This is a genomic window from Escherichia sp. E4736, from assembly GCF_005781225.1.
GTDB lineage: Bacteria > Pseudomonadota > Gammaproteobacteria > Enterobacterales > Enterobacteriaceae > Escherichia.
This window is the reverse complement of sequence record NZ_VATT01000011.1, coordinates 1-25,467: the sequence shown is the minus strand read 5'-3', so window position 1 is coordinate 25,467 and position 25,467 is coordinate 1. Positions and strand designations below refer to the sequence as shown.

Sequence of the window (25,467 nt, the reverse complement as noted above, 5' to 3'; positions counted from 1 at the left end):
CTGGTGTCTGATGCGACGCTGGCGCGTCTTATCAGACCTACAAATCATCCAGCTAATGTAGGCCGGATAAGGCGTTTACGCCGCATCCGGCATCAGCACGCAGCCATATCAATTCCGTCGCTCAAACGCCAGCGCTTTACGCTCGATCAGGCGCATCATCAGCGTCAGCAGGCCGTTAACGATCAGGTAAATAATCCCCGCCGCGCCAAATACCATCACATCGTAGGTGCGCCCGTACAACAACTGGCTGTAACCCATCACTTCCATCAGCGTAATGGTGTAAGCCAGAGAGGTACTTTTGAACACCAGCACCACTTCGTTGGAATACGAAGAGAGTGAGCGTTTAAAGGCATACGGCAGCAGGATCGCCAGCGTGTCTTTTTTGCTCATTCCCAGAGCGCTACAGGATTGCCATTGACCTTCCGGGATCGCGCGAATGGCACCGTAAAACAGTTGCGTGGTATACGCCGCACTGTTCAGCGATAACGCAATCAGCGCACATAACCACGGTTCTGACAGTAAATGCCACAGTGCCGGATACTCCTGCAACGTCGGGAACTGGCCCGGCCCGTAATAAATCAGGAAGATCTGCACCAACAGCGGCGTACCGGTAAACAGCGTGATATAACCCCGCACCAGCCATACCAGCACTGGCGTTTTCAGCGTCAGAATGATGGTAAAAATTAACGCCAGAATCAGCGCTACAATCAGCGAGGCAACGGTTAGCGTCAGGCTGGTGTGCAGCCCTTTCATCAGTTCGGGTAAATACTCAAACATTAGCTGGGACTCCGCTCAAAACGTATCGCGCGCAGGTCAATGCGTTTGAGAATGTACTGACTCAATAGAGTAATCACCAGGTAAATCGCCGCCGCCACAATGTACCAGGTAAATGGTTCCTGGGTACGGGTAGCGATGCTTTTGGTTTGTAGCATTAAATCATTCACACTAATCAAACTGACCAGCGCGGTATCTTTCAGCAGCACCAGCCACTGGTTACCGAGGCCAGGCAACGCATGACGCCACATCTGCGGCATCACCAGGCGGAAAAAAATAGCCGATTTCGACAGCCCCAGCGCCTGACCGGATTCCCACTGGCCAACTGGCACCGCTTTTAATGCACCGCGCAGCGTTTGCGAGGCATAGGCGGCATACAATAGCGACAGAGCGATGACACCACAAAGGAACGGGCTAACGTCGAAGTTCTCGATGTCCATCTGCACCGGGATCTGTACGATCCCAAGATTGATGGTGAAGCCATCCGAAAGCGTCAGCAGCAGCTGTGAGGAGCCAAAATAGATAAACAGCACCACCAGAATTTCTGGCAGGCCGCGCAGAACCGTCACCAGCGCCGAACCTGCCCACGCGACAGGACGCCATTTTGCCGACTCCCATACCGCAAAGAACATCGCCAGCGCCAGTCCGACAATCAATGCACAAACGGCAAGGCCGACGGTCATCCCGGCGGCGCTTGCTAAAGGGAAAAATTCATTCATCAGGAATTACTTCTGGAACCATTTGTTGTAGATGGTTTCGTAAGTGCCATCTTTCTTCACTTTTTCCAGCGCAGTGTTGAATTTCTGCTGCAGCTCAGTATTGCCCTGACGTACCGCGATGCCAAGACCAGTGCCGAAGTAGTCTTTATCGGTCACTTTGTCGCCCACCGCCGCCAGTTTCGGGTTATCTTTCAGCCACTCGGTGACCACCGCGGTGTCTCCGAAGACGCCGTCGATACGACCGTTTTGCAGATCCAGTTTTGCGTTCTGGTAGCTGTCATACGGCACGGTGGTGATTTCCGGATGCTTATCCATAATGAACTTCTGGTGCGTCGTCCCGTTCTGCACGCCGACTTTTTTGCCTTTCAGCTGATCAACGCTGGTGTATTTACCCTGCTGATCCACAAACAGCGCGGAGTTGTCATAGTACGGGGTGGTAAACAGTACCTGCTTTTCACGTTCCGGGGTGATATCCATCCCGGCCATCACCGCTTCTACACGACGGAATTTCAGGCTTGGGATCAGGCTGTCAAACGCCTGGTTAGAGAAAGTGCAGGTCGCATCAATTTCTTTACACAGCGCCTGCGCCAGGTCGACGTCAAAACCGACGATCTGGTTATTCGCATCCATCGATTCAAACGGAGGATAAGAGGCTTCGGTAGCAAAACGAATGGTTTCGGCAGCTGTGGCGGAAAGACTAAAACCTGCAATTAGCGCGGCAATCAGAACTTTTTTCATTGTTGTTATCCCGAATCTTAGTGAGAGAGATAGTTTTTAAATGCTTCGGTTTGCGGCTCGGTAAAGCAGCTCGCGTCGCCTTGTTCTACGATGTGACCGTTTTCCATATACACCACACGGCTGGCGGTTTTACGCGCCACTTCAACTTCGTGGGTGACGATCACCTGGGTAATATTCGTTTCCGCCAGCTCACGAATAATGCTGACGATTTGTGCGGTAATTTCCGGATCCAGCGCGGCGGTCGGTTCATCAAACAGCAGTACCTGCGGTTCCATCATCAGCGCGCGGGCGATAGCGACACGTTGTTGCTGACCACCAGACAGGTGCAGCGGGTAACGATCGCTATAAGGTTTGAGACGCAGACGTTCCAGCAGTTTTTCTGCACGGGCCAGTGCCTGATCTTTACTCAACCCCAGCACGCGGCAGGGCGCTTCAATCAGGTTTTGCTGTACCGTCAGATGCGGCCATAGGTTGTATTGCTGAAACACCATCCCGACGTTACGACGCAGCTCGCGGATCGCTTTGTCAGATGGCGTTTTAGTGAAATCGAAATGGTTGCCTGCGATGTTGAGCGTACCGGAGCGCGGCATCTCTAGCAGATTGAGTACACGCAGCAGCGAGCTTTTCCCCGCGCCGCTGGGGCCAAGTAACACCAGCGTTTCGCCTTGCGGGCAATCCAGCGTGATATCGAACAGCGCCTGATGCGCGCCGTAGAAGCAATTAATGCCGTTTAATTGAATACTCATTGACACTCGTATACTGGCAGTCGGATAGCTATTGAAGTCGAAGATAGTACCTTTGACAGAATAATTATGCAATATTTCTGCTTTAAAAGTTAAAAGCAAAGCGCATTATTCAATAAACATAGCACAAAATAACGGCGGTGAAGGGCGGCGAGCATAAATGTCGGCATTCTTCACAGAATGCCAGACAATTTATGGGGGTTATCGTTTAATCAAGGTTTTAGCGGTTCTCAACGGACTGGCGCAGAGTGCCGGCAGGTGCGTGTACGCTGCCACCTAAATAGCGCACATCGTCGATCACCCAACACTGTCCTTCCTGAATCATCAGCACTTCATCCTGCCAGCTCTGGTCGCCTTGTTTCAGATTCACCCGCAGCGGAATATTGCGCGCATCGCGATTTGGGATGGTCGAGGCGCTGGCAACTTGTGCGCTGTCAGGCAAAGTGGTGCGACTGGAGAACGGATCGCTGCTTAATAATTCACGATGGCTGTTATCGCGGCTGGCATTACTCAGCAAAGTTGCCAGTTTGTCACTTAAATATGGACGCAGAGCGGTAATGTCGTTACTGCGGTGCGAAATGCGGTAGTCATAAAACTGCTGGGCCACGCTGTCAGGTCCGCCCTGAACGCAAGATCCCGTACGGGGGCCATTATCTTTATAGGCAGGCGTGACGGTGGTACAAGCACTGAGTAACAGTGCGCAAGGGATAAGCATAGTCAATTTGCTGTAGCGCATAATGATTTCCTTATAAGCGAACACCTTGAAAGCGTTCTACGATAATAATGATATCCTTTCAATAATAGCGTATCAGTCCGATAATGCTTTGAAGATCGAAGGCTTAGCAAACAAGGAGATCGATCATGCAATTTTCCACAACCCCAACACTTGAAGGCCAGACCATCGTTGAATATTGCGGTGTGGTGACCGGCGAAGCGATTTTAGGCGCTAACATTTTTCGCGATTTCTTTGCGGGGATCCGCGATATCGTTGGCGGACGTTCCGGTGCGTATGAAAAAGAACTGCGTAAAGCGCGGGAGATAGCCTTTGAGGAACTTGGTGAGCAGGCGCGAGCGCTGGGGGCTGACGCCGTGGTCGGCATTGATATCGACTACGAAACGGTCGGGCAAAACGGCAGTATGCTGATGGTTAGCGTCAGCGGAACGGCGGTGAAAACGCGTCGATGAGCAGAGTCTTCTGGCTGGTTGCCGCAGCTTTGTTCCTGGCTGGGTGTGCAGGCGAAAAAGGCATTGTCGAGAAAGAGGGATACCAGCTTGATACCCGACACCAGGCGCAGGCGGCGTATCCGCGCATTAAAGTGCTGGTGATCCACTACACCGCAGAGGACTTTGATACGTCACTGGCGACACTGACCGATAAGCACGTAAGTTCGCATTACCTGGTTCCTGCCGAGCCACCACTTTACAACGGCAAGCCGCGAATCTGGCAACTGGTACCGGAACAGGAACTGGCCTGGCATGCGGGGATTAGCGCCTGGCGCGGGGCAACGCGCCTTAACGACACCTCTATAGGTATTGAGCTGGAAAATCGCGGCTGGAAAACATCAGCGGGGGTGAAATATTTTGCGCCATTTGAACCGACACAAATTCAGGCGCTCATTCCACTGGCGAAGGATATTATCGCCCGCTATCACATCAAACCGGAAAACGTAGTGGCTCATGCAGATATTGCGCCGCAGCGCAAAGATGATCCCGGGCCATTATTTCCCTGGCAGCAACTGGCACAAGAGGGGATTGGTGCCTGGCCTGATGCGCAGCGGGTGAACTTTTATCTTGCCGGGCGCGCGCCGCACACACCGGTAGATACCGCCTCATTGCTGGAACTGTTGGCCCGTTACGGCTATGACGTGAAACCAGAAATGACTCCTGGCGAACAGCAACGAGTGATTATGGCGTTCCAGATGCACTTCCGCCCGACGTTATATAACGGCGAAGCGGATGCAGAAACTCTGGCAATTGCACAAGCGTTGCTGGAGAAATACGGTCAGGATTAGCGCGGCAGTTTTCCGTGGTCGCGTAACCAGGCGGCAGTTTTCTCGATCCCTTCATCCAGCGTGATAACAGGCTGATAACCTAACTCTTCCTGTGCACGCGTAATATCCAGCGTAAAGTCAAAATTCAACTTGGAGACGCCGTAGTGGGTTAGCGGCGGCTCTTTCGCTGACTTGCGGCCTAAACGCTCCATGCTGCGGGCGATCATATCCAGCATCGGGTAGGGAATTGAACGAATACGACAATCAATATTCAGTTCGTCGATGAGCTTCTGCACGATGCTGCGCAGTGTACGATGCTCACCATTGGTAATGTTGTATGCCCTGCCGGAAGGCAGTTTGTCGCAGTTTTCCTGGCTCGCCAGCCACATGGCATGCACGGCATTTTCGTAGTAGGTCATATCGACCAGCGCACTGCCGCCGTGCGGTAACAGAATGCTGCCGTAGTGGTGCATCATATGCGCCAGGCGGGGGATGAACACTTTATCGTGCGGTCCGAACAGACTTTGTGGACGCAGAATAGTAAAGCGTGTTTGTGGATTCGCCTGCGAAAGCATATTAATCACTTCTTCGCTGGCAGCTTTGCTGCGGGCAAACTCGTTAGCGAAGCGGTGAGGGCGAAAATCTTCTTTGATATCCCGGTGGTGATGATAGTCGAAGTACAGTGAAGGCGAAGAAATATGAATAAAGTTACGCACTCCCCAGGCAACAGCCCATTCGCCCAGGCGACGCGTAGCGCGAACGTTGGCCAGGTCGAAAGCCTGCTGCGTTCCCCACGGCGAGGTAAAGCTGGAGCAGTGCCACAGCGTATCAATGCCTGCGAGCATCACTTTAGCCTGCGATGAGACAAGTTCGGTCAGATCCGCCCGGACAAACTCGGCACCCATTTTTTCCAGTAATTTGCCCATCGCTTCGTTGCGACCGGTCGCTCTCACGCTGATGCCTTTCTGGCATAAAAATTCAACCGCGTTTCGACCTAAGCCGCTGGTAGCGCCGGTAACCAGTACCTTCATATCATTCCACTGTTGTTGATAAGTCGACGTGCGCATTCTTTCGTGATTTCCCCCTTGATGCAATGGGAAACATGAAAGAATCACGCAGGTTTTTTTCGATTAATCTGTGATTTGTTCTGCAAGTCTGGCGATTCGTTTTGCCATACCGCGAAAAATAAACAGATGCGCAGGGATCATGAAAAGCCAGTAAAACAGGCCTGGCATGCCGTGCGGATGCCAGAAAGCGCGAACGTCTATGGTGCGGTAGTTGCCTTTATCCTCCAGCGTAAAACAAAGCCGCCCCAGTCCCGGTGCTTTCATACCAAATAACAACGTAAGTTGTTTTTCCGCTTCAACGACAATCACTTTCCAGCTATCTACCGCATCTCCCGTCTGCAAATATTCCCGCTCAGGGCGACCTTTCGCCAGTTTATGACCGATCGCGCGGTCCATTAGCGCCCGGGTCTGCCACAAAATATTGCCAAAGAAATAACGTTCTTTACCGCCGATTTGATTGACTACCCGCCATAGCGCGTGAAGGCTGGCGGACGTTTTAACCGTAAAACCGGCTTGTTTGGCGAAGTAACCGTATTCTGGTCGCCAGCGAGCAAAAGCCTGCGCGTCATATCCCCAGTCGCTGGAGTTGACCAGTTTTTCTTCCTCTTTCAATGTGCGACGTACCGCATCATCGAAAGCGATCAGCGGTTGTGGAATGAGTGCACGTAATGCGGTGTCATCTGCCAGCAGATCGTGTTTCAGCCCCTGAATCAACGCTTTGGCGGTGGTGGGCGGTACGGAAGTAATCACATTGAGAAACCACACCGAAATCCAGCGGGTCGGAAAGGGGATGGGGATCAACCAGCGGCGCTTACCGCTCACGGTCATAAAATGTTCAAATTGTTGTTGATAACTGAGCACCTCTGGCCCGGCGGCTTCGAAGACCCGATGTTCGCAGGCCGGATGATCTAACAGTGCCACCAGATAGTGCAGCAGGTTTTCCAGCGCGATGGGCGTGGTGCGTGAACGTACCCAGCGTGGCGGCGTTAATACCGGCAGGTTGTAGACCATATCGCGCATCACTTCAAACGCCGCTGAACCTGCACCAACGATAATTCCGGCGCGCAATTCAGTAATCGGCACACCGGCTTCTCGCAAAATATCCGCCGTGGCCTGACGGGCGCGCAGATGATCCGACTGCTCATGTGGCGGAGCCTGCAACGAGCTGAGAAAGATTAATTGCTTAACTGGCACTTCGCGCAGCGCATCACGGACGTTGAGAGCCACCTGACGCTCCTGAGCGATAAAATCGCCGCCTTCGCCCATGCTGTGCACCAGAAAATAGACGGTATCGATATCCTGCAACAGGGCCGGAAGGTTATCCGGCCAGCTGAGATCGACTTTATGACAACTGACGTTTGCCAGTTGCAGCTTTGCAAGCCTGTCGACATGACGTGCCGCCGCCAGGATCTGATACCCTTGCTGGCTGAGTGTACGCACCAGATGCTGACCAATGTAGCCACTGGCACCGAGAACTAAAATGCGTTGCGGCACGTCTCTCTCCTTAACGCGCCAGGAATGCGCGCCAATGGGCGGCGACTTCTGCCAGTTGTTCACGCGAGACGTCGAGATGCGTCACCAGGCGGACAATCGGCGAGGCGTTAATCAGCACGTTTCTCGCTTTCATGTATTCGCCTAACGCGGCAGCATTTTCTTCCCCGACGCGAACAAACAGCATATTGGTGTCCTGACGCATCACATCCGCGCCTGCTTCACGCAGCTGCTCCGCCATCCAGGCGGCGTTATCGTGGTCTTCCTGCAAGCGTGCGACGTTATTTTTCAGCGCATACATCCCGGCGGCTGCCAGAATCCCGGACTGGCGCATCCCGCCGCCGGTCATTTTCCGCCAGCGGATGGCACGTTTAATGTAGTCACGGTTACCGACCAGTAACGAACCGACTGGCGTACCAAGACCTTTCGACAGACAAATGGTGAACGAATCACAATATTGCGTGATCTCTTTTAGTTCGCAGTCATAAGCCACGATGGCGTTAAAGATGCGCGCACCGTCAACATGCAGCGCCAGATTGCGCTCACGGGTAAATTCCCATGCTTCTTTCAGGTATTCACGCGGCAGCACTTTGCCGTTGTGGGTGTTTTCGAGACTGAGCAATTTGGTGCGGGCGAAGTGAATATCGTCGGGTTTGATTTTCATCGCCACTTTATCCAGCGGTAACGTGCCGTTGGCGTCAGCATCGATGGGTTGCGGTTGAATACTGCCCAGCACTGCTGCGCCACCGGCTTCAAACAGATAGTTATGCGCCGCCTGACCGACAATATACTCTTCGCCGCGTTCGCAGTGACTGAGCAGAGCGACCAAGTTGGCCTGAGTGCCGGTAGGCAGAAAAATGGCGGCTTCTTTACCGGAAAGCTCTGCCGCATAGTCCTGCAGAGCATTAACGGTAGGGTCGTCTCCGTAAACGTCGTCCCCAACCGGGGCGGCCATCATCGCGTCGAGCATGGCGCGGCTCGGTCGGGTAACGGTATCACTGCGTAAATCAATCATGGCATGTCCTTATTATGACGGGAAATGCCACCCTTTTTACCTTAGCCAGTTTGTTTTCGCCAGTTCGATTACTTCATCGCCGCGTCCACTGATGATTGCGCGCAGCATATACAGACTAAAACCTTTTGCCTGTTCGAGTTTGATCTGCGGTGGAATGGCTAATTCTTCTTTGGCAACCACCACATCCACCAGCACCGGACCGTCGATGGAGAAAGCGCGTTGCAGGGCTTCATCGACTTCAGAGGCTTTTTCCACGCGAATACCCGTAATGCCGCACGTTTCGGCAATGCGGGCAAAGTTGGTGTCGTGTAGTTCGGTGCCGTCAGTCAAATAACCACCAGCTTTCATCTCCATCGCCACAAAGCCCAGTACGCTGTTGTTAAAGACGATAATTTTCACTGGCAGCTTCATCTGCACTACCGAGAGGAAATCGCCCATCAACATGCTAAAACCGCCATCGCCGCACATGGCGACCACCTGGCGTTCTGGCTCGCTTGCCTGCGCACCCAGCGCCTGCGGCATGGCGTTAGCCATCGAACCGTGGTTAAACGAACCTAACAAGCGACGCTTGCCGTTCATTTTCAGATAACGTGCCGCCCATACCGTAGGTGTGCCAACGTCACAGGTAAAGATGGCGTCATCGGCGGCAAAATGACTAATTTGCTGCGCCAGATATTGCGGGTGAATGGCTTTCTCGCTCGGTTTAGCTAAATCGTCCAGCCCTTTACGGGCATCGCGGTAATCTTCCAGCGCTTTATCCAGAAACTTGCGATCGGTTTTTTCTTCCACCAGTGGCAGCAATGCGCGCAGGGTTGATTTGATATCGCCGACCAGCGCCATATCTACCTTGCTATGCGCGCCGATGCTGGCTGGGTTGATATCAATCTGAATAATTTTGGCATCGGTCGGGTAGAAGGCGCGGTAGGGAAATTGTGTGCCGAGCAGCACTAAGGTGTCGGCATTCATCATAGTGTGAAAACCTGACGAGAAGCCGATTAATCCCGTCATTCCGACATCATACGGATTATCGTATTCGACATGTTCTTTACCGCGCAGAGCATGAATAATAGGCGCTTTAATTTTCCCGGCAAACTCAACTAACTCTTTATGCGCCCCCGCGCAGCCGCTGCCACACATCAGGGCGATATTGCTGGAATAACGCAGCAGTTGCGCCAGTTTGCGTAACTCTTCTTCTTCCGGTGTTATGACTGGCTGTGGCGCATGATACCAGTGCGTGGTCGCCCCTTCTGGTGCAGGTTTTAGCGCCACGTCGCCCGGTAACACGACAACGGAAACGCCACGGTTAAGCACCGCTTTGCGCATGGCAATCGCCAGCACTTGTGGGATCTGCTCCGGGCTGGAAACCAGCTCGCAATAGTGACTACATTCGCGGAATAACTCTTGCGGGTGGGTTTCCTGGAAATAGCCGCTGCCAATTTCGCTGGAAGGGATATGGGCGGCAATCGCCAGTACCGGAACGTGATTACGGTGGCAATCGAACAGGCCGTTGATTAAGTGCAGGTTGCCGGGGCCGCACGATCCGGCACAGACCGCCAGTTCTCCTGAAAGTTGTGCTTCAGCGCCAGCGGCAAAGGCAGCCACTTCTTCATGGCGGGTAGGCATCCACTCGATGGTGCCCATGCGATTAAGACTGTCACTAAGACCGTTCAGTGAGTCACCCGTGACTCCCCAGATGCGTTTTACGCCTGCTGATTCGAGTGTTTTGGCGATATAAGCTGCAACCGTTTGTTTCATGGTTTTCCGTCTCCTGAATGTGATAACGGTAACAAGTTTAGTTCATCTGACGGAGGGGGAAGGGATGGGAGAAAAAGGAGGCACTAACGGTTAAACAGCCCGATGACAGGAATATCATCGGGCATAAGGCGATTACGCGAGCACCATATCTCCCTGCGGATGGCAGGAGCAGGCCAGTACGTAACCTTCAGCGATTTCGGCGTCGGTCAGCGTCATTGTGCTGCTCACCGTATATTCACCGGAAACCACTTTCGTCTTACAGCAGCCGCAAACACCCGCACGACAGGCGGCGACAACCGGAACTTTATTGCTTTCCAGTGCTTCCAGCAGCGTAGTGCCAACCGGAGCGTAAAATTCTTGCGCCGGTTGCAGTTTGGTGAATTTCAGACCGCTGGTCGCCGCTTCCGCCACTGGCGTAAAGAATTTCTCTTTAAAGAAACGCGTCACGCCGAGCGCCTTCACTTCCTGTTCCACCCAATCCATATACGGTGCCGGACCACAAGTCATCACGGTACGTGAGGCTAAATCAGGAACGCTTGCCAGCAGTTCACGAGTCAGGCGTCCGGCAACGAACCCCTCGGTAACGTTATTTTCCGCCACCAGTGTTACCGGATAATGACGCCACTCATCGGCGAAAATTACATCCTGCGGCGTACGCACGTTGTAGATCACCTGCACATCGGCCTGCGGACGGTTCTTCGCCAGCCAGCGACGCATCGACATAATCGGTGTGACGCCGCAGCCTGCCGCCAGTAACAGGAATTTATCTTCTGCTTTATCGTCGCAGGTAAATTCCCCCATCGCGTCCGAAAGCCAGAGATAGTCACCGCGTTTTACATCGCGGGTCAGCCACTGGGAGCCAACACCGTCATCAATCCGCCGCACGGTCAGTGTGATGTATTCACTCACGCCTGGCGTGGAGGAAATGGTGTAAGCACGCAGCGTTTCTGCTGAGTTACGCACGCTGACCAGCGCATATTGCCCGGCGCGATATGGGTAGTAATCGTGGCAAATCAGGGAAATCGTCCACACATCCGGCGTTTCTTGCGTAATGTGATGAACCTGCATCCGCCACGGGCATTGATTCGTTGGCATCGTCATCGACAAACTCCTTACGCGCTCAACAGTTGCTTCATGTCTTCTTCAACAGTGGTGATAGAACGCAGGCCGAATTTCTCGTTCAGCACCGCCAGCAGATCTGGTGTCAGGAAACCAGGTGCAGTCGGGCCGGTGACGATATTTTTCACGCCCAGAGAAAGCAGTGTCAGCAGAATGACAATCGCTTTCTGTTCAAACCAGGAGAGCACCAGCGACAGCGGCAGATCGTTCACCCCACAGCCCAGTTTTTCTGCCAGAGTGACAGCCAGAATAATCGCTGAGTAAGCATCGTTACACTGACCAGCATCCACCAGACGCGGCAGACCTTCGATATCGCCAAACTCGAGTTTGTTAAAGCGATATTTACCGCAGGCGAGGGTCAGGATCAGGCAGTCATCCGGCACGCTGGTGGCGAAATCGGTGAAGTAGTGACGTTCGCCGCGTGCGCCGTCACAGCCACCAAGCAGGAAGATATGACGCAGTTTTTCACGGCTTACCAGATCAATCAGCGTATCCGCAGCGCCAAGCAGCGTTTGACGACCAAAGCCCACGGTGATCAGGTGCGGAATTTCGCTGTACGGGAAGCCCGCCATTTGTTGCGCCTGGGCAATGACCGCAGAGAAATCTTCGCCATCCAGATGACGCACGCCCGGCCAGCCAACGATGCTGCGGGTCCAGATACGATCGTCATAAGCCCCTACGGTTGGATCGATGATGCAGTTCGAAGTCATCACGATAGGGCCAGGGAAGCGAGCGAACTCCACTTGCTGATTCTGCCAGCCGCTGCCGTAGTTACCGACCAGATGCTTGAATTTACGCAGCTCTGGGTAGCCGTGCGCAGGCAGCATTTCGCCGTGGGTGTAGACATTAACGCCCGTACCTTCGGTCTGTTCCAGCAGGTTGTAGAGATCTTTGAGATCGTGACCGGAAATCAGGATACATTTGCCCGCCGTCGCTTTGACGTTGACCTGGGTTGGCGTCGGGTGACCGTATTTACCGGTTTCGCCTGCATCCAGAATGCTCATCACTTTGAAGTTCATCTGGCCGATTTCCATTGAACACTCAAGAAGCGCGTTCATATCGGCAGGCCAGGTCCCCAGCCACGCCATGATTTTATGGTACTGGGCATAAATATCGTTGTCGTATTGACCGAGAACGTGGGCGTGTTCCATATAGGCCGCCGCACCTTTCAGGCCATACAGACACAGCAGACGCAGGCCGAGAATGTTTTCGCCAATCGCGGCTTTATCTTTATTTGGCGTAAATTCAGCTGCCTGACGTTGCAGTTCGCCGAGATCATCGCTCACCAGTTGCAGGTCAGCCATCGGGTTATCGACGCAGGCGTTGGCATCTACAGCCAGGCATTGTGCTTTCAGCGCCTCGCGCAGGGCAATCGCTTCACGAGCGTAGCCGACAATACGCGGAGAATCGAAGTTAACGTTGGTCAGGGTTGAGAAAAATGCGCGCGGCGCGAAGCTGTCTACATCGTGGTTGATAATGCCGTATTCACGCGCTTTTAAAGCCCAGGCAGAAAGCCCCTGCAGCGCCGCGATGAGTAAATCCTGAAGGTCAGAGGTTTCCGCCGTTTTACCACACATCCCCTGCGCGTATGAGCAGCCGTTTCCTGCCGGAGTACGGATAGTTTGTTCACATTGCACACAAAACATGATCACACCTTTTAAAGTTATATTTAATATACATGTTTAAGGTTAAGTCGCTTAACGCGGGGATAAAAGGGATTTTTCATGCAACTTTAAGGGAGATTGATTTAGCGCAATTTTGGCGGCAGGGATCTACCGCCAGAGAGGTATTATGCGGAGAAAAAGGCGATGAGGATCGGCACTAACAGGCTGAGAATAAAACCGTGAACAATCGCTGCCGGGACCATATCCAGCCCACCTGTACGCTGAAGAACGGGCAGGGTGAAATCCATTGATGTGGCACCGCATAAGCCCAGTGCAGTAGAGCGGCTACGGCGAATCAGGCCAGGGATCAACATAATGGCGATCAACTCACGCACTAAATCATTGAAGAACGCCGCGCTCCCGATTACCGGACCAAAAGATTCGGTCAACAAAATACCGGAAAGAGAATACCAGCCGAAACCGGAGGCCATTGCCAGCGCGGTATTGATGGGGAGATCAAGAATAAAGGCGTTAATTAAACCGCCAATTAAAGAACTGGCAACCACCACCACGGCGACAATCATTCCCCGGCGATTAAGGACAATCTGCTTTAAGGTCATGCCATTGTTACGCAGCTGAATACCGACGAGGAAAAGTAACAGAATTAACGTGTATTCGCTGGCTTCGGTAGCGTGCTGTAAAAAACCTAATCCGCTAAGGCCAATAGCAAAACCAATCACCACGACGCCACACAGTTTCAGCGATTCCAGTGCCATCGCAATACGCGACGGCAATTTCTCTTGCTGGTGGCTATTGCGCCACGGCAAACCGCGTTCCAGCCACAGCAAGGCGACAATATTGCACAGTAAAATAATGGTAATACTGACAGCGGAATAATGCAGAATCGCCAACAGGTTACTGGCGAGATTATCGAGAAACGCCAGACTGATACCCATAAAAAAGAGAATGAGATAAACCATCCAGCTTAATAGCTGATTAATGCGTTTTAACGCAGCTTTTTGGCGAAGCGGAATGAGGTAACCCACAATCAGGGGAACCAGAATGATTAACAGCCCAGAAAACATGAAAACCCAGTCCTTGCAAAGAAGAAGTCGAAATGCGCGATGACACACTACTGAAAGCGGAAGGACGAGTAAAGTTGCAATTAAAAGGAAATGTTATGCATCAGAGGGGGATTTTTAATTCTCTATGAGTGTTTAGCATTGTTGCGCTCCTTTCATGTGCAATGCCATATAAAGCCACTGGCGCAGGGAGCACGCAGGGGGCGGCCAATCGCCGCCGCCCCCTGCACCCCCGGGCTCTGGCGAACAAAATCGCCGCTGCGCGGTACCTTCAGCTTATCCCCTTCGGCTACCGGGTCGGGCGCGAGGTAACGTCCCTGTAAGACGCGCCCTCAGCCCACATCCATGTGGGCTGCCCCGGCCTTCGGGGAACGCTTCAGCGATTTTGACGCCACCAACACCCGTGCGGTTTGTAACGTCGATGATAAAACAATCAGGGCAGATAAAATGCCAATGCTAATTAATCGCGTTTTTCCAGCAGGGTCCGGTAAATCAGACCACCAATAATACCGCCGACAATTGGCACTACCCAGAAGAACCACAGCTGTTCTAACGCCCAGCCGCCCTGGAAGATGGCAACTGCGGTGCTGCGCGCCGGGTTAACGGAAGTGTTAGTCACCGGAATACTGATTAAGTGAATCAAGGTTAACGCCAGACCAATCGCGATCGGCGCAAAGCCTGCCGGCGCGTATTTGTCGGTTGCACCGTGGATCACCAGCAAGAAACCGGCACTCAATACCAGTTCAACCACCAGTGCAGAAAGCATGGAATAGCCGCCCGGTGAATGCTCACCATAACCGTTAGAAGCAAAGCCGCTGGCCGCTGCGTCAAACCCAGCTTTACCGCTGGCGATTAAATACAGCAGTGCCGCCGCAACAATACCGCCGATAACCTGGGCTACCACGTAACCAACGACTTCTTTTGCCGGGAAACGGCCACCAGCCCATAAACCAATAGTGACCGCCGGGTTAAAATGACCACCAGAAATATGACCGACAGCGAAGGCCATGGTCAGCACGGTCAGACCAAACGCCAGTGCAACACCGGCAAAGCCAATACCTAATTCCGGGAATGCTGCTGCAAGCACTGCGCTACCGCAGCCACCAAATACAAGCCAGAAAGTGCCAAAACATTCTGCTGCTAATTTTCTGAACATATCCACCTCAATTAAAAATTGACCCTGTGAAAAATATGGTCGTTTTATCGGGTCGTCGTAAAAAAGTGACGACAGAAATAATGCGTGGGTATTTTAAAAACGAAGACGAGCTATTCGCCAGATAAATAAATCCAGTAATTTTGATTTAGGGCAATAGTCAGTTCCCTCATATAGTCATTTGCCTGATTGACAGTGTAGTGCAAACCACGAAATTAAACCTTTGGAGGTAATAAAAATAATCCACAAGGTTAATTATTTGATTTCATTGTTTTTTCGGGAGAAATCAGCGAGAAGGTATCTGACACAATTATTCGCTCATTTTTCAGACATTTGCCATGCTTAATTGTGATGTCATCACGTATTGCTACAGCCTTTCTCGTTATACTGCTGGGGTAAAGGATAAGTTACATATTTCTGGAGGGGATATGATTCTTGAGCGCGTTGAAATTGTGGGCTTTCGCGGCATTAATCGATTGTCATTGATGCTGGAACAAAACAACGTCCTGATTGGGGAGAACGCGTGGGGTAAATCCAGTTTACTGGACGCCTTAACCCTGCTGTTATCGCCAGAGTCAGATCTCTACCATTTTGAGCGCGATGATTTCTGGTTTCCGCCGGGGGATATCAACGGGCGAGAACATCATTTGCATATCATTCTGACCTTTCGTGAGTTGCAGCCAGGACGGCATCGGGTGCGCCGTTATCGTCCGCTGGAAGCGTGCTGGACGCCATGCACCGATGGTTATCACCGCATTTTTTATCGCCTGGAAGGGGAAAGTGCGGAAGACGGTAGCGTGATGACGTTACGCAGCTTTCTTGATAAAGACGGTCATCCGATTGATGTCGAAGATATTAACGATCAGGCGCGTCATGTGGTGCGTTTAATGCCGGTTCTGCGTTTGCGCGACGCCCGTTTTATGCGCCGCATTCGCAATGGAACTGTACCAAATGTACCCAATGTGGAAGTCACCGCGCGCCAGTTGGATTTTCTCGCCCGCGAGTTATCCTCACACCCGCAAAATCTTTCCGATGGGCAGATTCGCCAGGGGCTTTCGGCAATGGTGCAACTGCTTGAGCATTATTTCTCGGAGCAAGGGGCCGGGCAGGCGAGATATCGCTTAATGCGTCGGCGAGCCAGCAATGAGCAACGGAGCTGGCGTTACCTTGATATCATCAACCGGATGATTGACAGACCAGGGGGGCGTTCGTATCGGGTCATTTTACTCGGTCTGTTTGCCACTTTATTGCAGGCAAAAGGGTCATTGCGACTGGATAAAGACGCGCGTCCGTTATTGCTAATTGAAGATCCAGAAACCCGCCTGCATCCGATTATGCTTTCCGTTGCCTGGCATCTGTTGAATCTTTTGCCTTTACAACGTATTGCTACCACCAACTCTGGCGAGCTGCTTTCGTTAACTCCAGTTGAACATGTTTGCCGCCTGGTGCGTGAATCTTCTCGTGTTGCCGCCTGGCGTCTGGGGCCAAGTGGCTTGAGCACCGAAGACAGCCGCCGCATCTCTTTTCACATTCGTTTTAATCGTCCGTCATCGCTGTTTGCTCGCTGCTGGTTGCTGGTGGAAGGGGAAACAGAAACCTGGGTTATCAACGAACTGGCGCGCCAGTGTGGACACCATTTCGATGCCGAAGGGATTAAGGTCATTGAGTTTGCTCAGTCTGGGCTAAAACCACTGGTGAAATTTGCCCGGCGGATGGGGATTGAGTGGCATGTGCTGGTCGATGGCGATGAAGCCGGGAAGAAATATGCCGCAACGGTGCGCAGCCTGCTGAATAACGATCGCGAAGCTGAACGTGAACATTTGACAACGTTACCGGCGCTGGATATGGAACATTTTATGTATCGCCAGGGGTTTTCCGACGTGTTCCATCGCGTGGCGCAGATCCCGGAAAACGTGCCGATGAATTTGCGCAAAATTATTTCAAAAGCGATCCATCGCTCTTCCAAGCCCGACCTTGCCATTGAAGTGGCAATGGAGGCCGGACGTCGTGGTGTGGACTCCGTACCGACGCTGCTGAAAAAAATGTTCTCACGCGTGCTGTGGCTGGCGCGCGGTCGGGCTGATTAACCGCAAAACATCCTTGCCATCTGCGGCTGAATAGCGTCAAGCATCTCGTAGCGTCGACGGTATTCAGCCCGTTTTTTACTGGCGATATCCGCAATCTCTTTTCGTGCTATCTGACCTGGAAGGCGGTAATGGCGTTCAGCGTCGCATTCGCCACCAACCGATTCCCAGAACGCGTTATAGTCAGCATGGATTTTTCCTTCCTTATCGCGATAACGCAGGCTGCGGTAAATATGTGTTTCATTGCTGACAGCAATAATTTGTTCGACCTGTAAGCGTTGGGCGAAGAGGCAGACCGCTTCCATCACGAGTCGTTTGGGAAATAGCCCGTGGCAGGCTTTCGTCGCATTCTGGATCTGTTGGTGTGGAATTTCCCATTTCGCACCTTGCAGCCCGCCTATAAATAACGTCCTTTTCCCCTGATACTCACACAGTGTAAATGTGATCTCCGCCAGAGGAATACCTTCGCTGTTGCGGAACAGAATTGTGCTGTCACCTTCCTTATCCATTGAGATCATCATGGTCAGTTCAAGCGTGAACTGCTCGCCGTTTTTTCCTTCCAGCTTCGCAAGTTGCAGTCCCGGGGTGTTCAAATATAAGCTGAACTCTTCCGCCGACATGCACGCGCGCAGCAACGCATAATGGTAACGTAACGCCTCCAGCAATTGCTTACGGGTCATATTCACGGCAAGGTAAGGGCGATGCAGGCGAACCGGCAGGCGCGGCTGACGCGTTAACAGCGTTCTGAGATTAGGCCAGTGGGAGAGTTCGTTCATCCACTCAACGCTTAAACGCGGCATAATCAAAGAGCGCAGCAAAAATTTCTGGCGAAACCGACGGCGATGCCAGAATTTACCCGGCCGCCACTGACCCCCTGCCAGATTAAGGAAAAGAGACATGCTGCTAAGAGATTCAGATGGTGTAAATGCTCGTTCAGTGATCTGAGACATATTCATAAAATCAATGATTATACGTAACACCGATTTCACCATCGGGCATCTTAACCAAACATCAATCGTATAATTACTAACGTAAATTTTAGATTTTTGTTGATGTTTCGTTGAAGTTGGCAGCCCCGTGCGCGCATATGGAGCATTCAGAGTATTTATGAAAAAGCGAAAAAACCTTAAGAAGCGTTACGCTATTGCGCTGGTGATAGTCATCGCTGCGCTGATTGCGTTGTGGAGAACACTCAACGCGCCCGTGCCGACTTATCAGACATTGATTGTCCGCCCCGGTGATTTGCAGCAAAGCGTGCTGGCGACCGGAAAGCTGGACGCGCTGCGTAAGGTTGACGTGGGCGCGCAGGTCAGCGGTCAGTTGAAAACGCTGTCGGTGGCGATTGGCGATAAAGTAAAAAAAGACCAGCTTTTAGGGGTTATTGATCCTGAACAGGCTGAAAACCAGATCAAGGAAGTGGAAGCGACACTGATGGAGCTGCGTGCGCAAAGGCAACAGGCAGAAGCAGAACTGAAACTGGCACGGGTGACATACTCACGCCAGCAACGACTGGCGCAAACGCAGGCGGTTTCGCAACAGGATCTCGACACCGCAGCGACGGAGATGGCAGTTAAACAGGCGCAAATAGGCACTATCGACGCGCAAATCAAACGGAATCAGGCGTCACTCGACACGGCGAAAACGAATCTCGATTACACCCGCATCGTTGCCCCGATGGCAGGTGAAGTTACGCAAATCACCACTCTGCAAGGGCAGACGGTAATTGCCGCACAACAAGCGCCAAACATTCTGACGCTGGCAGATATGAGTACCATGCTGGTGAAAGCGCAGGTGTCGGAAGCAGATGTCATTCACCTGAAACCCGGTCAAAAAGCCTGGTTCACCGTGCTTGGCGATCCGCTGACGCGCTACGAGGGGCAGATTAAAGATGTGCTGCCGACGCCAGAAAAGGTCAACGACGCCATTTTCTACTACGCCCGTTTTGAAGTGCCAAACCCCAATGGTTTACTGCGCCTGGATATGACTGCGCAAGTCCACATTCAACTCACTGATGTGAAAAACGTACTCACCATTCCGTTGTCGGCACTGGGGGATTCGGTTGGTGATAACCGTTATAAAATCAAACTGCTGCGTAATGGCGAAATACGCGAGCGCGAAGTGACGATTGGCGCGCGCAATGACACCGATGTTGAGATTGTCAAAGGGCTGGAAGCGGGCGATGAAGTGGTGATTGGTGAGGCCAAACCAGGAGCTGAACAATGACGCCCTTGCTCGAACTAAAGGATATTCGCCGTAGCTATCCTGCTGGAGACGAGCAGGTTGAGGTGCTAAAGGGCATCAGCCTGGATATTTATGCAGGTGAGATGGTGGCAATTGTCGGTGCTTCGGGCTCCGGTAAATCGACCCTGATGAATATTCTCGGCTGCCTGGATAAAGCGACCAGTGGAACCTATCGCGTTGCCGGCCAGGATGTTGCCACGCTGGACGCCGATGCGCTGGCGCAGCTTCGTCGCGAGCATTTCGGCTTTATTTTCCAGCGTTACCATTTGCTTTCGCACTTAACCGCCGAGCAGAACGTTGAAGTACCCGCCGTCTATGCTGGTCTTGAGCGGAAACAGCGATTGCTGCGCGCTCAGGAGTTGCTGCAACGACTGGGGCTGGAAGACCGTGCAGAGTATTATCCGGCCCAGCTTTCCGGTGGCCAGCAGCAGCGTGTCAGTATTGCTCGTGCGTTAATGAACGGTGGGCAGGTGATCCTCGCCGATGAACCTACCGGCGCACTGGACAGCCATTCTGGCGAAGAGGTGATGGCGATATTGCATCAGTTGCGCGATCGCGGGCACACGGTGATTATCGTTACCCACGATCCACAGGTTGCGGCTCAGGCGGAGCGGGTAATCGAAATTCGTGACGGCGAAATTGTGCGTAATCCTCCCGCCATTGAAAAGGTGAATGCCGCCACGGGGACGGAATCGATAGTCAAAACGGCGTCTGGCTGGCGGCAATTCGTCAGTGGTTTTAATGAGGCGCTGACGATGGCGTGGCGGGCGCTGGCAGCGAATAAAATGCGCACCTTACTGACCATGCTGGGGATTATTATTGGTATTGCGTCGGTGGTTTCTATCGTCGTGGTGGGCGACGCCGCCAAACAAATGGTGCTGGCGGATATTCGTTCTATTGGTACGAATACTATTGATGTCTATCCCGGGAAAGATTTTGGCGATGACGATCCGCAATATCAGCAGGCGCTAAAGTACGACGACTTAATCGCCATCCAAAAACAACCGTGGGTCGCCTCTGCCACGCCCGCTGTCTCGCAAAACCTGCGCCTGCGTTATAACAATGTTGATGTTGCCGCCAGCGCCAACGGTGTGAGCGGCGATTATTTCAATGTCTACGGCATGACCTTCAGCGAAGGGAATACCTTTAACCAGGAGCAACTGAACGGCCGCGCACAGGTGGTGGTTCTCGACAGTAACACCCGTCGCCAGCTTTTCCCGCATAAGGCCGATGTGATTGGTGAGGTCATTCTGGTTGGTAATATGCCTGCGAGAGTCATCGGCGTGGCGGAAGAAAAACAGTCGATGTTTGGTAGCAGTAAAGTGCTGCGCGTCTGGTTACCTTACAGCACAATGTCCGGGCGGGTTATGGGCCAGTCGTGGCTGAACTCCATCACTGTAAGAGTAAAAGAAGGCTATGACAGCACCGAAGCGGAACAACAACTCACCCGTTTGTTGTCGCTGCGCCATGGCAAAAAAGACTTCTTTACCTGGAACATGGACGGCGTCTTGAAAACAGTCGAAAAAACCACACGTACTTTACAACTGTTTCTGACTCTGGTGGCGGTGATTTCGCTGGTGGTAGGCGGCATTGGCGTTATGAATATTATGCTGGTGTCAGTAACGGAGCGGACGCGGGAAATTGGTATTCGCATGGCTGTTGGCGCGCGTGCCAGCGATGTTCTGCAACAATTTCTGATTGAAGCCGTGCTGGTTTGCCTGGTGGGCGGCGCGATGGGGATAATGCTGTCGCTGTTAATTGCCTTCACCCTACAGCTTTTTTTACCCGGCTGGGAGATAGGTTTTTCTCCACTGGCGTTGCTGCTGGCGTTTTTATGCTCAACCGTTACGGGCATTTTATTTGGCTGGCTACCTGCACGAAATGCGGCACGGCTGGATCCAGTGGATGCTTTGGCGCGAGAGTGATTTTTGAGATAAAAATGCCAGCCGATCGGGCTGGCATTTTGCCTTTAGGATGTACACAATGAGACAGAAGAGCTATGCGACTGCTACTTCTACTTCGACGGGCACAATAACACTGGCGTGATTGCCTTTTGGCCCTTGGTGGACATCAAACTGAACGGGTTGTCCAGCTTTTAGCGTTCTGTAACCATCCATCTGGATGGTGGAATAATGAGCGAAAATATCTTCGCCACCGCCTTCAGGGCAGATGAAACCGAACCCTTTGGCGTTGTTGAACCACTTAACAGTACCCTTTTCCATGCTTCGACATCCTTCGCAAATCTTATATAAGTAAGATGGAATAAACCGGGGTCAGAGAGGGGGCAGTTCAAAACCTCGCCAACTCTTGAAATACAATTTAGAGAAATGGGGCGAGTCGTCAAGCGTTTGACAGGGGCCAGGGGGTAGGTATGCATCAAAAATTTGAAGCAGTTAACGCTATTGACAGTAATGTCACTGATGTCGCTTATACCAACGATAGATGATAATTATCTATCATGTGGAGTAGATTGGTCAGGCAAATACGCTCTTGTCAGCGGCAGAGCGTTCTGCCGGTAACCGTAACCGAAGATGATAACTGACAATGGGTAAAACGAACGACTGGCTGGACTTTGATCAACTGGCGGAAGAAAAAGTTCGCGACGCGCTAAAACCGCCATCTATGTATAAAGTGATATTAGTCAATGATGATTACACTCCAATGGAGTTTGTTATTGACGTGTTACAAAAATTCTTTTCTTATGATGTAGAACGTGCAACGCAATTGATGCTTGCTGTTCACTACCAGGGGAAGGCCATTTGCGGAGTCTTTACCGCTGAGGTTGCAGAAACCAAAGTGGCGATGGTGAACAAGTACGCAAGGGAGAACGAGCATCCATTGCTGTGTACGCTGGAAAAAGCCTGAATGCAGGTATAAAAATTGGGGGAGGTGCCTATGCTCAATCAAGAACTGGAACTCAGTTTAAATATGGCTTTCGCCAGAGCGCGCGAGCACCGTCATGAGTTTATGACCGTCGAGCACTTGTTACTGGCATTGCTCAGTAACCCATCGGCCCGGGAGGCGCTGGAAGCGTGTTCCGTGGACCTGGTTGCGCTCCGTCAGGAACTGGAAGCCTTTATTGAACAAACCACACCTGTTCTGCCCGCCAGTGAAGAGGAGCGCGACACGCAGCCGACCTTGAGTTTTCAGCGTGTATTGCAGCGTGCGGTCTTCCATGTTCAGTCCTCCGGTCGCAGTGAGGTTACCGGTGCGAATGTTCTGGTCGCTATCTTTAGTGAACAGGAGTCGCAGGCGGCGTATCTGTTGCGCAAACATGAAGTCAGCCGTCTTGATGTGGTGAACTTTATTTCTCATGGCACGCGTAAAGACGAGCCATCTCAGTCTTCTGAACCAGGAAACCAGCCGAGCAGTGAAGAACAAGCTGGTGGGGAGGACCGTATGGAGAATTTCACGACTAATCTGAACCAGCTTGCACGCGTGGGCGGAATTGACCCGCTGATTGGTCGTGAGAAGGAACTGGAGCGCGCCATTCAGGTTCTCTGCCGCCGCCGTAAAAACAACCCGCTGCTGGTTGGGGAGTCTGGCGTCGGTAAAACTGCGATTGCTGAAGGTCTTGCCTGGCGAATTGTTCAGGGCGATGTGCCGGAAATCATGGCTGACTGTACGATTTACTCTCTCGATATCGGCTCCCTGTTAGCAGGCACCAAATATCGCGGCGATTTTGAAAAACGTTTTAAAGCGTTGCTCAAGCAGCTGGAACAGGATACTAACAGCATCCTGTTTATCGATGAGATCCATACCATCATTGGAGCGGGCGCAGCGTCTGGCGGGCAGGTAGATGCAGCCAACCTGATCAAACCGTTGCTCTCCAGCGGTAAAATTCGCGTGATTGGATCGACGACCTATCAGGAGTTCAGCAACATTTTCGAGAAAGACCGTGCTCTGGCGCGTCGCTTCCAGAAAATCGATATTACTGAACCGTCGATCGAAGAAACTGTGCAAATCATCAATGGCCTGAAACCGAAGTACGAAGCGCACCACGATGTGCGTTATACCGCGAAAGCGGTGCGTGCGGCGGTGGAGCTGGCGGTGAAATACATTAACGATCGTCATCTGCCGGACAAAGCGATTGACGTTATCGACGAAGCGGGCGCTCGCGCACGTTTGATGCCGGTAAGCAAGCGCAAGAAAACGGTGAATGTGGCGGATATCGAGTCCGTGGTAGCCCGTATTGCACGTATCCCTGAGAAGAGCGTTTCTCAGAGTGACCGCGATACGCTGAAAAATCTTGGCGATCGCCTGAAAATGCTGGTCTTCGGTCAGGATAAAGCCATTGAAGCGCTTACCGAGGCCATCAAGATGGCGCGTGCGGGTTTAGGTCACGAACATAAACCTGTTGGTTCATTCCTGTTTGCTGGTCCAACCGGGGTCGGGAAAACCGAGGTGACGGTACAGCTTTCCAAAGCACTGGGTATTGAGCTTCTGCGCTTTGATATGTCCGAATATATGGAACGTCATACTGTCAGCCGCCTGATTGGTGCGCCTCCAGGATACGTTGGTTTTGATCAGGGCGGTCTGTTGACCGATGCGGTCATCAAGCATCCGCACGCGGTGCTGCTGCTGGACGAAATCGAGAAAGCGCATCCGGACGTATTCAACATTCTGTTGCAGGTGATGGACAACGGCACGCTGACCGATAACAACGGGCGCAAGGCCGATTTCCGTAACGTGGTACTGGTGATGACCACCAACGCCGGGGTGCGTGAAACCGAGCGCAAATCCATTGGTCTTATCCAGCAGGATAACAGCACCGATGCGATGGAAGAGATCAAGAAGATCTTTACGCCGGAGTTCCGTAACCGTCTTGACAACATTATTTGGTTCGATCATCTCTCTACAGACGTGATCCACCAGGTGGTTGATAAGTTTATCGTCGAGTTGCAGGTTCAGTTGGATCAGAAAGGTGTTTCTCTGGAAGTGAGCCAGGAAGCGCGTAACTGGCTGGCTGAGAAAGGTTACGACCGGGCGATGGGCGCACGTCCGATGGCTCGTGTGATTCAGGATAACCTGAAAAAACCGCTCGCTAACGAACTGCTGTTTGGCTCGCTGGTGGATGGTGGCCAGGTGACAGTCGCGCTGGATAAAGAGAAAAATGAGCTGACCTACGGGTTCCAGAGTGCACAAAAGCATAAACCGGAAGCCGCGCATTAATCAGACTGTTAAGTAGGTTGGTGAAGTCCGTAATCTCGTCAGGGGTTACGGACTTTTTGTTTATGGGGTGGGGGAAGTTCGGACCCTTTTTTTGATGATGATGGTAAGTTGTTGATAATTAATGCTGCTGAAAGGTAAGAATAAAAAAGGGTTGCAGCAGGAAAATGAGATGGTTTTGCTTTATTAACAACGGGCTAAACGTGTAGTATTTGAGTTCACTGCCGTACAGGCAGCTTAGAAAGCTGTATTCGGCAAATGAAGTGGATGTTGATGGTTCACTGCCGTACAGGCAGCTTAGAAATTCACAGGTAACATACTCCACCCGCCCACCATGTTCACTGCCGTACAGACAGATAAAATGCGAAAAAAAGCTCGCACTTTCGTACGAACTCTTCTTTAAATATGGCGGTGAGGGGGGGATTCGAACCCCCGATACGTTGCCGTATACACACTTTCCAGGCGTGCTCCTTCAGCCACTCGGACACCTCACCAAATTGTTTTGTTGCCTGACCTCATGGGGGGCAACGGGGCGCTACTATAGGGAGTTGGAGTAAAACGGTCAAGAAGAATTTTAATGATAATTATTGTTTGCTCATACTGTAAACAAGTTGTGCAGTATATCTACATCGAGACAAGTTACGGACTTATACTTCCAAAGTACTTCATACATATCACAAAATAAAAAGGCCGGTTAAACCCAATGCCGTTCACTTAAGCGG

23 protein-coding genes and 1 tRNA gene are annotated in these 25,467 nt (G+C 52.1%); 8 read left to right on the top strand and 16 right to left on the bottom strand.

Annotated features, from left to right (window positions below; genetic code table 11):
• Positions 1–108 precede the first annotated feature (108 nt).
• From artM to FEK46_RS08025, 5 genes are all read right to left on the bottom strand, one after another.
• On the bottom strand, positions 109–777 hold the full coding sequence (gene artM, locus FEK46_RS08045; RefSeq protein WP_000464489.1) for an arginine ABC transporter permease ArtM: 669 nt from the start codon (positions 775–777) through the stop codon (positions 109–111).
• Positions 777–1,493 carry an arginine ABC transporter permease ArtQ gene (gene artQ / locus FEK46_RS08040; RefSeq protein ID WP_135559700.1) on the bottom strand — a complete coding sequence of 239 codons (717 nt, stop codon included), beginning with the start codon at positions 1,491–1,493 and terminating at the stop codon, positions 777–779. Before artQ ends, artM begins: the two co-directional genes overlap by 1 nt.
• 6 nt (positions 1,494–1,499) lie before the next feature.
• Positions 1,500–2,231 (bottom strand): arginine ABC transporter substrate-binding protein ArtI, encoded by a 732-nt coding sequence (artI, locus tag FEK46_RS08035; protein WP_135559699.1) that lies wholly within the window; start codon positions 2,229–2,231, stop codon positions 1,500–1,502.
• Between the two features lie 17 nt (positions 2,232–2,248).
• Positions 2,249–2,977 carry an arginine ABC transporter ATP-binding protein ArtP gene (gene artP / locus FEK46_RS08030; protein WP_000027211.1) on the bottom strand — a complete coding sequence of 243 codons (729 nt, stop codon included), beginning with the start codon at positions 2,975–2,977 and terminating at the stop codon, positions 2,249–2,251.
• A 217-nt stretch (positions 2,978–3,194) separates the two neighbouring features.
• Positions 3,195–3,710 (bottom strand): lipoprotein, encoded by a 516-nt coding sequence (locus FEK46_RS08025; RefSeq protein WP_130205231.1) that lies wholly within the window; start codon positions 3,708–3,710, stop codon positions 3,195–3,197.
• A gap of 125 nt (positions 3,711–3,835) precedes the next feature.
• Between FEK46_RS08025 and FEK46_RS08020 the strand changes: the two genes are divergently transcribed.
• The gene (locus tag FEK46_RS08020; RefSeq protein ID WP_001160732.1) at positions 3,836–4,159 is read left to right on the top strand and encodes a heavy metal-binding domain-containing protein; all 324 of its coding nucleotides are present in this window, start codon (positions 3,836–3,838) and stop codon (positions 4,157–4,159) included.
• Complete coding sequence (locus tag FEK46_RS08015) at positions 4,156–4,986, top strand: N-acetylmuramoyl-L-alanine amidase (protein ID WP_135409773.1); 831 nt, start codon at positions 4,156–4,158, stop codon at positions 4,984–4,986. Before FEK46_RS08020 ends, FEK46_RS08015 begins: the two co-directional genes overlap by 4 nt.
• Here FEK46_RS08015 and FEK46_RS08010 read toward each other — a convergent pair.
• From FEK46_RS08010 to aqpZ, 8 genes are all read right to left on the bottom strand, one after another.
• The gene (locus FEK46_RS08010) at positions 4,983–5,996 is read right to left on the bottom strand and encodes an NAD(P)-dependent oxidoreductase (protein WP_130260063.1); all 1,014 of its coding nucleotides are present in this window, start codon (positions 5,994–5,996) and stop codon (positions 4,983–4,985) included. The genes FEK46_RS08015 and FEK46_RS08010 overlap by 4 nt on opposite strands.
• A gap of 99 nt (positions 5,997–6,095) precedes the next feature.
• A complete protein-coding gene (locus FEK46_RS08005; protein WP_135406290.1) occupies positions 6,096–7,526 on the bottom strand; it encodes an SDR family oxidoreductase in 1,431 nt (476 codons plus the stop codon).
• A gap of 10 nt (positions 7,527–7,536) precedes the next feature.
• Positions 7,537–8,538: a low-specificity L-threonine aldolase gene (gene ltaE, locus FEK46_RS08000; protein ID WP_135559698.1), complete on the bottom strand. Its 1,002-nt coding sequence runs from the start codon at positions 8,536–8,538 to the stop codon at positions 7,537–7,539.
• Positions 8,539–8,574: 36 nt separating this feature from the next.
• The gene (gene poxB / locus FEK46_RS07995; RefSeq protein ID WP_135559697.1) at positions 8,575–10,293 is read right to left on the bottom strand and encodes a ubiquinone-dependent pyruvate dehydrogenase; all 1,719 of its coding nucleotides are present in this window, start codon (positions 10,291–10,293) and stop codon (positions 8,575–8,577) included.
• A 132-nt stretch (positions 10,294–10,425) separates the two neighbouring features.
• Positions 10,426–11,394 carry an NADH oxidoreductase gene (hcr, locus tag FEK46_RS07990; RefSeq protein WP_130205241.1) on the bottom strand — a complete coding sequence of 323 codons (969 nt, stop codon included), beginning with the start codon at positions 11,392–11,394 and terminating at the stop codon, positions 10,426–10,428.
• An 11-nt stretch (positions 11,395–11,405) separates the two neighbouring features.
• Positions 11,406–13,058, bottom strand: coding sequence for a hydroxylamine reductase (hcp, locus tag FEK46_RS07985; protein WP_130205243.1), 1,653 nt, complete (start codon positions 13,056–13,058; stop codon positions 11,406–11,408).
• A 143-nt stretch (positions 13,059–13,201) separates the two neighbouring features.
• Positions 13,202–14,101 (bottom strand): L-lysine exporter LysO, encoded by a 900-nt coding sequence (gene lysO, locus FEK46_RS07980; protein WP_135559696.1) that lies wholly within the window; start codon positions 14,099–14,101, stop codon positions 13,202–13,204.
• A 457-nt stretch (positions 14,102–14,558) separates the two neighbouring features.
• Positions 14,559–15,254, bottom strand: a complete 696-nt coding sequence (gene aqpZ / locus FEK46_RS07970; RefSeq protein ID WP_130205247.1) for an aquaporin Z — start codon at positions 15,252–15,254, stop codon at positions 14,559–14,561.
• A gap of 425 nt (positions 15,255–15,679) precedes the next feature.
• Between aqpZ and FEK46_RS07965 the strand changes: the two genes are divergently transcribed.
• Entirely contained in the window at positions 15,680–17,338 is a 1,659-nt protein-coding gene (locus tag FEK46_RS07965) for an ATP-dependent endonuclease (protein WP_130205249.1), read from the top strand.
• On the opposite strand, the gene FEK46_RS07960 is transcribed toward FEK46_RS07965, so the two are convergent.
• Positions 17,335–18,291: a VirK/YbjX family protein gene (locus FEK46_RS07960; RefSeq protein WP_130205721.1), complete on the bottom strand. Its 957-nt coding sequence runs from the start codon at positions 18,289–18,291 to the stop codon at positions 17,335–17,337. The two genes, FEK46_RS07965 and FEK46_RS07960, sit on opposite strands and share 4 nt — an antisense overlap.
• Positions 18,292–18,442: 151 nt before the next feature.
• Here FEK46_RS07960 and macA point away from each other — a divergent pair, with 151 nt between their 5' ends.
• Entirely contained in the window at positions 18,443–19,558 is a 1,116-nt protein-coding gene (gene macA, locus FEK46_RS07955) for a macrolide transporter subunit MacA (RefSeq protein ID WP_130205251.1), read from the top strand.
• Complete coding sequence (macB, locus tag FEK46_RS07950) at positions 19,555–21,501, top strand: macrolide ABC transporter ATP-binding protein/permease MacB (RefSeq protein WP_135559695.1); 1,947 nt, start codon at positions 19,555–19,557, stop codon at positions 21,499–21,501. Before macA ends, macB begins: the two co-directional genes overlap by 4 nt.
• A gap of 72 nt (positions 21,502–21,573) precedes the next feature.
• Here macB and cspD read toward each other — a convergent pair whose 3' ends face one another.
• Positions 21,574–21,798, bottom strand: coding sequence for a cold shock-like protein CspD (gene cspD / locus FEK46_RS07945; RefSeq protein WP_064530179.1), 225 nt, complete (start codon positions 21,796–21,798; stop codon positions 21,574–21,576).
• Between the two features lie 149 nt (positions 21,799–21,947).
• On the opposite strand from cspD, the gene FEK46_RS23650 reads away from it, so the two are divergent.
• From FEK46_RS23650 to clpA, 3 genes are all read left to right on the top strand, one after another.
• Positions 21,948–22,022 carry a hypothetical protein gene (locus FEK46_RS23650; protein WP_214251107.1) on the top strand — a complete coding sequence of 25 codons (75 nt, stop codon included), beginning with the start codon at positions 21,948–21,950 and terminating at the stop codon, positions 22,020–22,022.
• A gap of 98 nt (positions 22,023–22,120) precedes the next feature.
• Positions 22,121–22,441 carry an ATP-dependent Clp protease adapter ClpS gene (clpS, locus tag FEK46_RS07940; RefSeq protein WP_000520781.1) on the top strand — a complete coding sequence of 107 codons (321 nt, stop codon included), beginning with the start codon at positions 22,121–22,123 and terminating at the stop codon, positions 22,439–22,441.
• A gap of 30 nt (positions 22,442–22,471) precedes the next feature.
• Positions 22,472–24,748 (top strand): ATP-dependent Clp protease ATP-binding subunit ClpA, encoded by a 2,277-nt coding sequence (gene clpA / locus FEK46_RS07935; RefSeq protein ID WP_130205255.1) that lies wholly within the window; start codon positions 22,472–22,474, stop codon positions 24,746–24,748.
• A 403-nt stretch (positions 24,749–25,151) separates the two neighbouring features.
• Here clpA and FEK46_RS07930 read toward each other — a convergent pair.
• Positions 25,152–25,239: transfer RNA gene (locus FEK46_RS07930), tRNA-Ser, on the bottom strand.
• Positions 25,240–25,467 lie beyond the last annotated feature (228 nt).